Source organism: Gilliamella sp. B3892, assembly GCF_026536305.1.
GTDB lineage: Bacteria > Pseudomonadota > Gammaproteobacteria > Enterobacterales > Orbaceae > Gilliamella.
Window position 1 is genome coordinate 140,933 of record NZ_JAFNOK010000006.1, and the last position, 12,039, is coordinate 152,971.

The 12,039-nt window shown below is 36.0% G+C and carries 15 protein-coding genes and 1 pseudogene; 11 read left to right on the forward strand and 5 right to left on the reverse strand.

The features are described from left to right. Positions 1–4: 4 nt before the first annotated feature. From fliJ to fliR, 9 genes are all read left to right on the forward strand, one after another. Positions 5–469 (forward strand): flagellar export protein FliJ, encoded by a 465-nt coding sequence (fliJ, locus tag J3U74_RS07990; RefSeq protein ID WP_267329350.1) that lies wholly within the window; start codon positions 5–7, stop codon positions 467–469. Then, complete coding sequence (locus tag J3U74_RS07995; RefSeq protein ID WP_267329351.1) at positions 459–1,643, forward strand: flagellar hook-length control protein FliK; 1,185 nt, start codon at positions 459–461, stop codon at positions 1,641–1,643. Before fliJ ends, J3U74_RS07995 begins: the two co-directional genes overlap by 11 nt. A 180-nt stretch (positions 1,644–1,823) precedes the next feature. After that, on the forward strand, positions 1,824–2,291 hold the full coding sequence (locus J3U74_RS08000) for a flagellar basal body-associated FliL family protein (RefSeq protein ID WP_220218335.1): 468 nt from the start codon (positions 1,824–1,826) through the stop codon (positions 2,289–2,291). 77 nt (positions 2,292–2,368) lie between these two features. Then, on the forward strand, positions 2,369–3,334 hold the full coding sequence (fliM, locus tag J3U74_RS08005) for a flagellar motor switch protein FliM (protein WP_370634073.1): 966 nt from the start codon (positions 2,369–2,371) through the stop codon (positions 3,332–3,334). After that, positions 3,327–3,707 (forward strand): flagellar motor switch protein FliN, encoded by a 381-nt coding sequence (gene fliN / locus J3U74_RS08010; RefSeq protein ID WP_366915680.1) that lies wholly within the window; start codon positions 3,327–3,329, stop codon positions 3,705–3,707. Before fliM ends, fliN begins: the two co-directional genes overlap by 8 nt. Next, positions 3,707–4,123: a flagellar biosynthetic protein FliO gene (gene fliO / locus J3U74_RS08015; RefSeq protein ID WP_267329353.1), complete on the forward strand. Its 417-nt coding sequence runs from the start codon at positions 3,707–3,709 to the stop codon at positions 4,121–4,123. Before fliN ends, fliO begins: the two co-directional genes overlap by 1 nt. A 6-nt stretch (positions 4,124–4,129) precedes the next feature. After that, positions 4,130–4,870: a flagellar type III secretion system pore protein FliP gene (gene fliP / locus J3U74_RS08020; RefSeq protein WP_324099759.1), complete on the forward strand. Its 741-nt coding sequence runs from the start codon at positions 4,130–4,132 to the stop codon at positions 4,868–4,870. A gap of 23 nt (positions 4,871–4,893) precedes the next feature. Then, positions 4,894–5,163 (forward strand): flagellar biosynthesis protein FliQ, encoded by a 270-nt coding sequence (fliQ, locus tag J3U74_RS08025; protein ID WP_220218331.1) that lies wholly within the window; start codon positions 4,894–4,896, stop codon positions 5,161–5,163. 5 nt (positions 5,164–5,168) lie between these two features. Then, positions 5,169–5,957, forward strand: a complete 789-nt coding sequence (gene fliR / locus J3U74_RS08030) for a flagellar biosynthetic protein FliR (protein ID WP_267329354.1) — start codon at positions 5,169–5,171, stop codon at positions 5,955–5,957. A gap of 714 nt (positions 5,958–6,671) precedes the next feature. On the opposite strand, the gene J3U74_RS08035 is transcribed toward fliR, so the two are convergent. The 3 genes from J3U74_RS08035 to J3U74_RS08045 form a co-directional block, all read right to left on the reverse strand. Next, entirely contained in the window at positions 6,672–7,007 is a 336-nt protein-coding gene (locus J3U74_RS08035; RefSeq protein ID WP_267329355.1) for a zinc ribbon domain-containing protein YjdM, read from the reverse strand. 225 nt (positions 7,008–7,232) lie between these two features. Continuing rightward, positions 7,233–7,997, reverse strand: a complete 765-nt coding sequence (locus J3U74_RS08040; protein ID WP_267329356.1) for a class I SAM-dependent methyltransferase — start codon at positions 7,995–7,997, stop codon at positions 7,233–7,235. Between the two features lie 20 nt (positions 7,998–8,017). Next, entirely contained in the window at positions 8,018–8,353 is a 336-nt protein-coding gene (locus J3U74_RS08045) for a cupin domain-containing protein (protein ID WP_267329357.1), read from the reverse strand. A 161-nt stretch (positions 8,354–8,514) separates the two neighbouring features. On the opposite strand from J3U74_RS08045, the gene J3U74_RS08050 reads away from it, so the two are divergent. Further along, positions 8,515–9,234, forward strand: a complete 720-nt coding sequence (locus J3U74_RS08050) for a Crp/Fnr family transcriptional regulator (protein WP_220218326.1) — start codon at positions 8,515–8,517, stop codon at positions 9,232–9,234. A 63-nt stretch (positions 9,235–9,297) separates the two neighbouring features. Here J3U74_RS08050 and J3U74_RS08055 read toward each other — a convergent pair whose 3' ends face one another. After that, on the reverse strand, positions 9,298–11,367 hold the full coding sequence (locus tag J3U74_RS08055) for a TonB-dependent receptor family protein (RefSeq protein WP_267329358.1): 2,070 nt from the start codon (positions 11,365–11,367) through the stop codon (positions 9,298–9,300). 215 nt (positions 11,368–11,582) lie between these two features. Between J3U74_RS08055 and J3U74_RS08060 the strand changes: the two genes are divergently transcribed. Further along, positions 11,583–11,756 (forward strand): hypothetical protein, encoded by a 174-nt coding sequence (locus J3U74_RS08060; protein ID WP_267329359.1) that lies wholly within the window; start codon positions 11,583–11,585, stop codon positions 11,754–11,756. A 128-nt stretch (positions 11,757–11,884) separates the two neighbouring features. On the opposite strand, the pseudogene J3U74_RS08065 reads toward J3U74_RS08060, so the two are convergent. Next, positions 11,885–12,039 (reverse strand): annotated as a pseudogene (locus J3U74_RS08065) (elongation factor Tu); the annotation flags it as partial.

Genomic DNA, 12,039 nt, shown 5'->3' on the forward strand with positions numbered 1-12,039 from the left:
AATAATGAATAAGCAAAATCCGGGACAATTTGCATTTTTAACGTTAAAAAAATTAGCCCAAAAATCGGTTGATAACACATTAATAAAATTGAAACATGCTCATGATAATCAACGTAATGCGCAGTCGCAGCTTAATGTATTAAATGATTATTATACCGAATATCAACAACGATTAAATGATGCACTATCAAACGGCATTAAAGGGTGTGAGTTAAGTAATTTTAATGCATTTATTTCAGCAATTGAACATGGTATTGAACAACAAAAAAAGTTGTTATTAACGTTGGATATCAAACAAAAACAGATCACCAATGAACTTAATCAATCGCAAAAAAATTTAAATACTTTTACAACGCTGCTCAATAAACAACATCAAAAATATATGCAACAACAAAGTCGTTTACAGCAAAAAATGACCGATGAATTTGCCCAACAGCAATTAGCAAGGAGAGCATTGAATGAATATTAATCTCACCAGTGATATATCATTAAACACATCTCAACAATTAGAATTTAATCAAACCGATCCGTCGTTTGCTGACGGTGAGTTATTTCAGCAACTTTTAGCGCAAAACCAAAAGCAAATAGTTGTCACCGAAAATGGTCTAACGGCTGAATCTGATATTGTCGATAAATATGATGAAGGTGATGTCAGTGATATCTTAATCGCAATGGCTAATCCATTCGATACGTTTAACTTACAACAAACGAGCTTAACAATTGATTGCTCATTCAACCAAGGTGAAATAGGTGAAGATCACATCTCGACAATCAATACTAAATTGACTGATTCGTTGATGTTAGATAGGGTAGTTGAAGATAGTGGCGAGCAATATGCGGCGATTGACATTCGATCAGCTCAACGATTACTTATTTCAATTAATGAAAGCGAGCAATTTTATAGTAAAACTTCGGTGAAAGATCAGGTGACACACTTATCAAATTCAAACAGCGACGAGCAAACTATCGAGCATGCCAACGTTGATAAAGTACAAAGTTATCTCTCACCTTTGCAAACTAGTATCAATACTCAAAATACGACACCGAGTTTTAACTCTATTGTTGAGCAAATGGAACAGCTCAATAATATTGAAAACATAAGCCCAATTAATTTAGAGCAATCACCCTCTTTTTTTAATGTGGTTGACGGGCAAAATTTTCTGACTACTTTACTGCCGTCTACGATGCCTAATTCGGAAGTTTTTGCCATGAAACTTCCGATGCCGATTGATGTCTCAAAATGGCAAACATCATTAACTGAAAAAATTACCATGATTTGTCGTCAAGGTGTACAAAATGCTGAAATTAAACTACACCCCGAAACATTAGGATCGTTACATATCAAACTTGCTATGATTGATGATAAGCTTAATCTTCAAATGCTGGCTGCACATAATGCCGTTAAAGGCGTATTGGAGTCGGCATTACCCTATCTTAAAACTTCGCTTGAAGAGCAAGGGATGACATTACAGCATACCGATATCAGAGAGTTTTCAATGAAGAATGATTCAGAACAATCATCAAGTGATCCCCAACATAAAGAATTTATGGATGAATTATTACCAGATGATTTTGATGAATCAATCGAGCAATCTCATCAAGAAAAGATATCGACTTATTCCGGGCTCAGTATCTTTGCTTAAATAGTGATGATGTTAATAACCTAATGTCTGTTACCAATTAAAGCTGAAAAGGTCGAATAGGTGGTATTTTTATTGCCTATTCTTCAAATTAATTCTTTTTGCATGATTTATTATTTTTATAATTTTTTGCTATTTATTTAGCTATAAATTTTCTTTATTTTTATTGAGATAATAATAATTATGCCAACTACACAAAAAAAAATAAGTGTTTTTAACTTAATACTTATTCTCATTACTTTGTTAGCCTTAGGTGCTGCTGCTTATTTGTGGTTACAAAATAAATCCAAAAATACCGTCCAGGCTCAAGAAGAGGTGGAAATTGTGTCACCGGTTTTTTTAACATTAAAACCTTTCACTATATCACTACCAACCTCAGAAGAGAGTGTTGATATTAATAAAATTCTCTATGTTGGTATGGTATTACGCGTTGCTAATGAAGAGCAAAAAACGGTGTTATTAGAATATCTGCCGGAAGTAAGAAGCGATGTATTACTTTTAACTTCTAAACAGTATGTCAGTGATCTTAAAAAAGAAGCCGGCAAAATCGATTTACAAGAACAAATTAAGACAGCTTTATCACGCCAATATGATGCAAAACATAAGGTAAAAATTGATGAAGTATTATTTACTGATTTTATTATACGGTGATTTCTATGTCCGATAAGTTCAAATCTACTGTCAATAATAGTGAGCCTTCCAATACCGAGTTATTGGATAGTTCATCAATGAAAAAAAATGATAACGGATTTGATACTCAAACCCTACAAGGTAAAAAAACCGAAGTAAAACCTTATGATTTATCGGTTAAACATAGTTTTATACCTGAGCGTTTAACGGCATTAGAAATTATTAATGAACGTTTTGCCCGGCAATTTAGGATTGGTTTATTCAATTTATTGCGCCGTAATACTGACGTGATTGCTTCGCCAATTGAAACACAAACGTTTAAAGAATTTTCAGAAGTTTCATCTACCTATCATTTAAATTTAGTTCACCTTAATCCTTTACGGGGCACAAGTTTATTTTCATTTTCACCTGAAATTGTTTTTATTGTCGTCGATACGCTATTTGGTGGTGATGGGCATGCCGCCAAAGTGGAAACCGAAGGGCGAGAATTTACCCATACTGAGCAACAGATCATTAAACGGGTATTAGAGCTTGCATTAACGATTTATCAAAATGCTTGGACAGATATTTACACTATTGAAACAGAATATATTCGATCAGAAGTACAAAGCAAATTTACTAATATCACCAGCTCACCTGACGATGTGGTTTTAGCCACAACGTTCAAAGTGGAGATTGGAAACAGTAAAGCTACGTTTTGTATCTGCATTCCTTATGCAATGGTTGAACCTATCAAAGAGTTATTAATCAAACCACCGATTGAGCAACAAACTTATCAAGATGACAATGTTTGGATGAGCTCTTTAACCAGTGGTATTAAACAATCAACCGTTGAATTAGTCGCCAACTTCACTCAAATTCAAACGACTGTCGCAAAACTATTGGCATTAAAAGTCAATGATATTTTAGATATAGAAAAGCCTGATAGCCTTGATGTCACAATTGGCGGTGTGCCGGTATTAAAAGGGCATTATGGTCGAGTGAATAAACAATATGCAATTCAAGTAGAACAGGTAAGTAATCCTGTATTAGAACAATTGAATGAAGGAGTGTTCAATGACTGATATCAAACAAAATAGCGATGATACTCAATCTCAAAATGAAACAAATGATAAGCCAACCACACAAGATGTGATCTTTGAAACATTATCACCACAACAATCCGAAGTGAAAAAACAAGATATAAATCTTATTTTGGATATTCCGGTTAACTTAAGTGTCGAGCTTGGCAGAACTAAAATGGCAATTAAAGATCTATTAAATTTAACACAAGGTTCAGTGATTGCTTTAGACGGATTAGCCGGTGAGCCATTAGATATATTAATTAATGGTTATTTAATTGCTCAAGGTGAAATTGTGGTGGTCGGTGATAATTATGGCGTACGCATAACCGATATTATTACGCCTTCAGAACGTGTACGCCGATTGAGTCGCTAATGAATAACATAACAGCGCCAACTGTGGCAAGTACCAGTTCAACAACAATGCCCTCTGATATGAATTTTTATTCACAAGTCGGCTCATCGTTCGCAATTTCATTAATCGGTGTGATAGCAATGATTGTGTTGTTAGCTTGGTTGGTTAAACGTATTAACTGGAAAAAGCGTGGCGAACAACTTATGGAAGTTAAAGCTACTTTCAACATTAGTCCTAAAGAACGGGTTGTTCTCATCTATGTCGATCATAAACTCCTGGTTGTGGGTATCACGCCACATCAAATGACACTACTGCATACGATCAATGAGCAGCGCACCGAAATGCTGTTAGCCAAACCACCCGAAACGAATGAAAGTGAAAAAGATAGCTTGTTTCACCAACTATTACAGTCAGCGTTAAAATCTAAAAAGGAGTAACAAATAGTGTGGTCAAAATGGGTTATTTTGCTCAGCTTATTGTTATTTAGTTTCTATAGTTCTGCTGATGTCACGCCACTGTCGATTATGACTCAGACATCATCTAATGGTGTACAAAGTTGGTCGCTACCTGTTGAAACTTTAGTGTTTCTGACTTTACTGACATTCATACCGGTTATTTTGTTATTGATGACGAGTTTTACTCGCATCATCATTGTTTTAGGTTTATTACGCAATGCGCTGGGCACTCAGTCAGCCCCGCCTAATCAGGTTATTTTAGGTATTGCACTGTTTATGACCTTTTTTATCATGTCGCCGGTGACCGATAAAATCTATCACGATGCATATATTCCTTATTCACAAAATCAAATTACCATGCAAGAGGGGTTAGCCAGCGCCAGCAAACCATTACGTGAATTTATGTTAACCCAGACACGTGAAAACGATTTAGCACTGTTTGTTAATATGTCGCATGCTGGTGATATTCAAACTCGTGACGATATTCCATTAACTGTGCTTGTACCGGCTTTTGTGGTCAGTGAATTAAAAACCGCATTTCAGATCGGATTTACCTTGTTTATTCCGTTTTTAGTCATAGATTTAGTGGTTGCCAGCACCTTAATGGCGCTAGGGATGATGATGGTTCCACCGGCAACGGTTTCCCTGCCATTTAAAATAATGTTATTTGTGTTAGCAGATGGTTGGCACCTGTTATTAGGCTCTTTAGCACAAAGTTTTTTTAGCTAATAGCGATTTGATTAAGGAACGATATGCCCTCTGAATATATTAGCACGTTAGCCATGCAAGCGATTAAAGTTGCCGCTTCATTGGCTGGTCCAATATTGTTAGCTGCTTTAATTACCGGTTTAATTATCAGTTTATTGCAGGCAGCAACCCAAATTAACGAAATGACATTATCATTCATTCCTAAAATTATAGCGGTTATTGTGGTGTTAATCATTTTAGGCCCAACAATGCTTTCGACAATGATTGACTATATTCGGATTGTTATTACTGATATTCCTAACTTAACCAGTTAAGCGTTATGGATATTCAGACGCTTTTCAATATTGATTTCTTCTCTTGGATTAAAGGTTGCTTCTTTCCCTTTGTTCGTATTTTAGCTTTGATTATGGTTGCGCCCATTACCGGTGAAAAAGAGGTGCCTAACCGTGTAAAAATAGCATTAGCCTTAATCATTGCGATGCTGTTGCCGTCTTCACCGCTCAGTGATGACTTATCGATATACTCTTTAATCGCGATTTGGGTGATTGCTCAGCAAATTATGATTGGTGTGATGATTGGTTTTGCTATGCAGTTAGCGTTTATCTCTATGCGGTTTTCCGGCGAATTGATTTCTATGCAAATGGGATTAGGCATGGCAACCTTTTTTGATCCCATAGGAGGACCTTCCACATCTGTGTTATCAAGATTAATTAATGTAATCGCCTTACTGATTTTTTTAAATCTCGACGGCCATTTATGGTTGTTGTATGGCTTATCAAATAGCTTTAATATTATTCCAATAGCCGCCGATCCTTTAAATCACAATGGTTATTTAACCGTCATCGAGATGAGTGGTTTGCTCTTTATCAATGGTTTAATGCTAGCATTACCATTATTGACATTACTATTGATAGTTAACTTAGCTTTAGGGCTATTAAACCGAATCACACCACAACTCTCCATTTTTGTAGTCGGTTATCCGATGACCCTATTATTAGGCTTAGCAATGTTAACCTATTTAATTTCCACGCTACCACATTTTTCAGAGCTTATTTTTGAACAGATGTTTGAGCATATTTCAGCTATGTTATGGTTTTTTGTTAATTAAAAAACAGAAAAATGAAACAGATGTTTAAAGTTTAAAGAGATTTTTGTCAAAAACTTTCAGATTTTATAGGTGTTTAAGTAAAAAATTGATTCAATTACACCGCAACTCTCCATTTTTGTAGTCGGTTATCCGATGACCCTATTATTAGGCTTAGCAATGTTAACCGATTTAATTTCCACACTACCACATTTTTCAGCGCTTATTTCTGGACAGATATTTGAGTATATTTCAGCTATGTTATGGTTTTTTGTTAATTAAAAAATAGAAAAATGAAAACAGTTGTTTAAAGTTTAAAGAGATTTTTTGTCAAGAACTTTCAGATTTTATGGGTGTTTAAGTAAAAAATTGATTCAATTACACCGCAACTCTCCATTTTTGTAGTCGGTTATCCGATAACCCTATTATTAGGCTTAGCAATGTTAACCGATTTAATTTCCACACTACCACATTTTCAGCGCTTATTTTTGGACAGATGTTTGAACATATTTCAGCCATGTTATGGTTTTTTGTTAATTAAAAAACAGAAAAATGAAACAGATGTTTAAAGCTTAAAGAGATTTTTTGTCAAGAAGTTTCAGATTTTATAGGTTTTTAAGTATAAATTGGCTAAAGATGTTATTTAAAGAGAAAAACAGAGATGACAGTTAATGAAAACGCATGAATAACAGCAGTGATACTTAATGCTGGTAAAACCAGCATTAAACAGCGGTGGGATTAAGCTTTTTTTACAAAACAAGCTTTTAACATGATTTTCATGCCATCGATTTTACAATCGATTTCATGATCACCGTCAACTAAACGAATACCTTTCGCTTTGGCACCTTTTTTAAGTACAGTAGATGAACCTTTTAATTTAAGATCCTTAATTAAAATAATATCATCACCGTCAGCAAGTAAATTACCATTACTGTCTTTTACTTGTCGTTCGTCTTCAGATGAGACTGTTTGATTCGGATCCCACTCATGAGCACACTCAGGGCAAACGTAAAAGGTGCCATCGTGATAGGTGTGTTCAGATTGGCAAACTGGGCAATTAGGAATAGTTTCCATGGGTTATGATTAATCCAAGTTAAATAAAATGGCGTTCACTATAGCAAAAAAATGCTATGAAGTCATGATATTCCCAGCCAACTTGCTTGCCTATTGCTGAGTGATTAGGGATTTTATCGTTTTAGGTTTTGGCAGATAAAAAAATAGGGTTATGGCATTAACCATAACCCCAAGTTCCAAAGGACTATTGTTGGAAATAAACATGTATCTCAATTAACTTGTTGATTAAGCTTTAGTGCTACAAACTGCAATATAATTAAGTTGGTCATGATGATGTTTAAACGTCTTAAACATTTTAAAAAATTGTGCGCGATTTTGTTTGCGCAAGGCGTTGCGAATGATTTTTAGTGTGCCAAACAGACCTTCGTCGTATAACATCCCTTTTGGCGACATCAATGTCATTGCATTATGCTCGGATTTAATATCAACAAATCCGGCATCGTTAAATAATTGATACCATGATTCAATGCTGGTTGGTTGAGCATTAACATTGATTGCATGACGAATATGCTTGATAATTTGCTCAGACTGTTTTGGGTTAACCAGCATAATATCATGGGTAAGTAATTTCCCACCTGGCTTTAATACACGATAATACTCTTTTAATAGATGATTTTTGGCTTTATCGGCATACATTGTAAGCATCGCCTCATTAATCACTATATCAAAGCTGTTATCCGCAAACGGCAGTTTTGATGCATCAGCTTGCTGGATGTGGATTAAGTGGTCTAATTTGTTTTTTCGAATATTTTCCTCTGCTTTTGCTAAAGCCAACTTATCCATATCAATACCTGTAATATGGCAGCCAAAACGCTTAGCAATCTCCATAGAGGTTGTGCCCATATTGCAAGCAATTTCAAGTACCTGCATTTGTGGCGTAAAGAGTGCTTGCTTAAATAACCAATCGGTGGCTTTTTTACCTCCCGGACGTAATCGGGTTTTCCCTAATTTAGCAAGGAATTTATGCCCGGCTTCTTTATTGCTGTTCATCTTTATTCCTTAATTGTCGTTTAATTGATTTCTCTTAGCATGACTAAAAGCATTTTCGCCGCTTGTGGCGCTTCAACGGCATGAGGAATATTGGCTGGCATTCTGACAATAGTGCCGGGTTTTGCTGTAACAGGTTGTCCATCAATCGTTAATGTCAATTCGCCTTCGATCACCATAACAATTGCATCGAAAGGGGCGCTATGCTCAGATAACCCTTGTCCTTTATCGAAAGCAAATAACGTTAAATTACCGCCTGTTGTTTTAGCTAAAACACGGCTTGCAATGCCTTGTTCAGTTGGCGTAATTAATGAATTGAGTTCAAGTGCTTGAGCGGGGGTAATCGTGTTGTTTGACATTGTATACTCCTATCGAAAGTCGAACCTTGTACTTTAAATTTTAGGTAATTTTTTAAATAAACCCTGATATTTCATGTGGTTATTAAAAAAGTTAAGTGTTGAAATAAGAATTGTTATCAACTATATTAAATTTATTTTAAAAGTATCTTTAGGTAAAACCTATGACATTTGTCAAAAATAGACCCACCGAACAACAAATTTTTGATTGGTTAAGCCAAGTTAAATTATTTAATGGATTAACCCATGGCGCTTTGTTGCCAATTATTGAAACTGCACAGTATATGGAACTTGATATCGGTGATATGTTTGGGCATGAAGGGATGCCTTTATCGGGATGTGCTCTGGTGATTAGGGGGCAAGTTGAAGTATATCGAAATACTTATCTCGGTGAAGAAAAAATTTTTGGTATATTCTCGAGTTATCAATTGGTCGCCATTGCCGCAATTTTTATGCCACATAACCGTTTTCCAATGACGATTCGGGCTAAAACCGACTGTTCTTTACTCTTGATTGATAAGAGCAGTTTACTTAAAGTTTGTCATGATCACCCAATTATTATGCAGCGCTTACTGGTTAATTTTAGTGCTAAATTATATGAACAGATTAATAATATTGATTGGTTAACATCAAGCTCAGCAGAGCAAAGATTAGCGGCTTATTTTTTATCGTTATGTACTAACCCAACAAATACCTATCAATTTGTATTACCAATATCACGCAGTCAGTTGGCAACTAAGTTGGGTATGCGTTATGAGACATTAAGCCGTCTTATCTCTAGTTGGCGAAAAGATCAGATCATCAAAGTTGAGAATCATTCTATTAAAGTATTAAAGCCGGCCTACCTGAAGGGGTTAACGCTACCTTCCAAGCGTTCATTTTAATTGTTATCTCATCTGACAACGACACCATAGTTATGCTGTCAGATGATAATATGTAGGTAGCGATTAAAAGTGATAAACAATCCCACCATTAAGATTAAAGCCCATTGCACTAAATAACGTCATGTCATTTTTTGATGCAACTACGTGATTAGCAACTGATGCACTTGCATAACGTTTGTTGGTGAGATTATCGGCAATTATGTAACCTGACCAGCCTTTAGGGTTTTGATAATTTATCTTAAATCCAAAAACAGCATATTGATCACGGTACTGAATATGCATATTGTTAGCGTGATCAACTGGCGTGTTAGTCGGTGACCAGTGTAAATTAGGACCAAACGTCCAGTTATCTATTTTATAGAGTAATTCAGCATTGATGATATTTCTTGGAATGCCTGCAATATAATGATGATTATATTGCCCACCTTGAAAACGAAAATCGCTATAAGTCCAGGTTAAACGATATTCGATATCACCACTATTTAAGACTGAAGGTAACAAGCCTTTTATACCCGCTTCAATGCCTTGATGACGGGTTTTGCTGCCATAATTGGATATGCCTACGGTATTGCCATTGGCATCATAAGTAGAAATATATTCATCTTTAATAATGCTGCGATATAAAGCTACATCCCAATTTACATTCTCAATAATTTTACCGCTACCGCCAATTTCAGCGGTGATACCTTTTTGGCGATCAAGCTTATTTAGTTGTGCTTTTCTTCCATTGCTGGTAATAATTTCACGAAATGATGCCGGCTCGTTACTGGTACTTAAGTTGCCATAAAAGCGGTTATCACTTGTCGGTGTCCAAATTATCCCAATTTTGGGTGACCAAAATGTCCATGACTGATTGAGCTTATTATTGCTATGGCGAGTATCGACATTTCGTTTGGCGTGCGTAACTTTGGTATCTAGGTTTAACTGCCAAGCATCATTAATATTCCAAGATGTGCCGATTGCACCATTCATGTTTTCTGCAACGGCTGTATAGTTACCAAGTAAACGTTTAAACATTGGTGTATTACGTCGATTCATCAATAACTTGCGATCCAAATTCGTTTTATCCCAAGCAAGGGCACTATGAAACGTAATGTCGTTAAATTTGGATTGATAAGCCAGCTCAGTACCGGTGGTGCGACTATGACTTAATGTGTAATCGGCTGGTGTAATAAAATTATCATGAGTTTGCTGGTGCCAGACACCGAGTTCAAGAGATTGATCGCCAAAAGTCCAATTAGTCCGATTAGCTATACGGGCTTGCTCGGTATGGCGATGCGGGTCGGTTAGCGTGATAATGTTTTCAATTGCCCTAGGAGAGTGTTTTGATTTACTTTGCGAAAGTGGCCCGGGTATATCAAAGCGTACATCTGTCCAACTCAGCCATGTGCGGTTTTCAACATTATCAGAAGTAAAGCCAAAATTCGCTCGAGCTGTTTTACGCTGTGAAGTTGAATGATGACGGTAACCGTCGAAATGGTCATAAGATAAACTCAATCGGCCGTCAATACCATATGACTCGCTACTATTGCCTATAGCAATTTGAGTGGCTTGTCGACCATATGCTCCATATTCATAGCGAGCAGTACCATTATCATCTTTTCCTGTGAACGAGATAAAATTCAGCTCTCCCCCTAAACTATTACTTTGTGGATGACTACTGTTGGCACCACGATAAATAGAAATCAATCGGGCATCTCGCATATCGAGCGTACTGATATGGAAATCGCCGTCAGCATCATTAATAGGCAAACCGTCTTGCAATAGTAAAACACCCCGTGAAAGAGGCGTACTTTGAACGCCAGAACCGCGAATATTCAATCGTGGTTGATCTATCCCACCAAAAAAATTCTGAATAATAATGCCGGGTTGATAATCCAATGCATCTTGTAGTGTCGATAGCCTATTTTCTTGATCGGGAACAACAAGATTCGTTGCGCCAGCAGTTTGATTTAATTTGTTCTGTTCCTGCTGGTAACTGGGTGACAATGCACTATGTTTAGATAATTCATTATTTGGTGTGACTAATATCACATCAGGTCTATTGTCTGCTAACGAGTATTGACTCAATACCACGGTTGAACAAAGTGAAGTCAGTATTGTTTGTTGAGCGATTTTCTTGAACTTACTCATAATATCTTCTTTCCCAAAAAAATAAATGATAATGATTATTATTTGCGAAATAGCGGTATTATCCTATGACATTTATCAAAATTTGGTAAAAAATAGCGTTAATTTAAAATTCTATTATTGCCAACCTAAGGTAATAATTAATTAAATAAAAATAAATAACGCTTTGATGCTGTTTAGGCGTGGAATGATGATCTTTTTTTTATAAATTTAACTAAATGACTGACGATATCAATTATGATGAATATTTTTTGTTTAACTGTGGCGTAAAGCGAGCAATTGCTGATTTCTTGGATGTAAAAGTATTGGCAGCGGCGAGTGGAGAAGCTGAGATTGCATTTTGCAATGGTGTTACTTTGAATTTGGCAAATGATAGCCATTTACCTCATTAAAAAGGTTGAAATTTAAATTACATGTTAAACAGCTGTATTAACGTTATAGAAAATAAAAAAGGCGCAAATATATGCGCCTTTTTTGCTGAGATAAAGCGCATTACGATGCGCTTTATAGTTAGCTATAATTATTTGATAACTTTAGCAACCACACCAGCACCAACAGTACGACCACCTTCACGAATCGCAAAACGTAAACCTTCTGCCATTGCGATTGGGTGAATTAATGATACTGTCATTTTGATGTTATCACCTGGCATTACCATTTCTACGCCTTCTGGTA

Excerpts from the sequence above, each read along its gene's own strand:
- fliJ (WP_267329350.1), top strand. The coding sequence starts at position 5 with ATGAATAAGCAAAATCCGGGACAATTTGCATTTTTAACGTTAAAAAAA.
- fliO (WP_267329353.1), top strand. The coding sequence starts at position 3,707 with ATGAATAACATAACAGCGCCAACTGTGGCAAGTACCAGTTCAACAACA.
- J3U74_RS08050 (WP_220218326.1), top strand. The coding sequence starts at position 8,515 with ATGACATTTGTCAAAAATAGACCCACCGAACAACAAATTTTTGATTGG.
- J3U74_RS08045 (WP_267329357.1), bottom strand. The coding sequence starts at position 8,353 with ATGTCAAACAACACGATTACCCCCGCTCAAGCACTTGAACTCAATTCA.
- J3U74_RS08060 (WP_267329359.1), top strand. The coding sequence starts at position 11,583 with ATGACTGACGATATCAATTATGATGAATATTTTTTGTTTAACTGTGGC.
- J3U74_RS08035 (WP_267329355.1), bottom strand. The coding sequence starts at position 7,007 with ATGGAAACTATTCCTAATTGCCCAGTTTGCCAATCTGAACACACCTAT.
- fliN (WP_366915680.1), top strand. The coding sequence starts at position 3,327 with ATGACTGATATCAAACAAAATAGCGATGATACTCAATCTCAAAATGAA.
- J3U74_RS08055 (WP_267329358.1), bottom strand. The coding sequence starts at position 11,367 with ATGAGTAAGTTCAAGAAAATCGCTCAACAAACAATACTGACTTCACTT.
- J3U74_RS08000 (WP_220218335.1), top strand. The coding sequence starts at position 1,824 with ATGCCAACTACACAAAAAAAAATAAGTGTTTTTAACTTAATACTTATT.
- fliM (WP_370634073.1), top strand. The coding sequence starts at position 2,369 with ATGAAAAAAAATGATAACGGATTTGATACTCAAACCCTACAAGGTAAA.
- J3U74_RS07995 (WP_267329351.1), top strand. The coding sequence starts at position 459 with ATGAATATTAATCTCACCAGTGATATATCATTAAACACATCTCAACAA.
- J3U74_RS08040 (WP_267329356.1), bottom strand. The coding sequence starts at position 7,997 with ATGAACAGCAATAAAGAAGCCGGGCATAAATTCCTTGCTAAATTAGGG.
- fliR (WP_267329354.1), top strand. The coding sequence starts at position 5,169 with ATGGATATTCAGACGCTTTTCAATATTGATTTCTTCTCTTGGATTAAA.
- fliQ (WP_220218331.1), top strand. The coding sequence starts at position 4,894 with ATGCCCTCTGAATATATTAGCACGTTAGCCATGCAAGCGATTAAAGTT.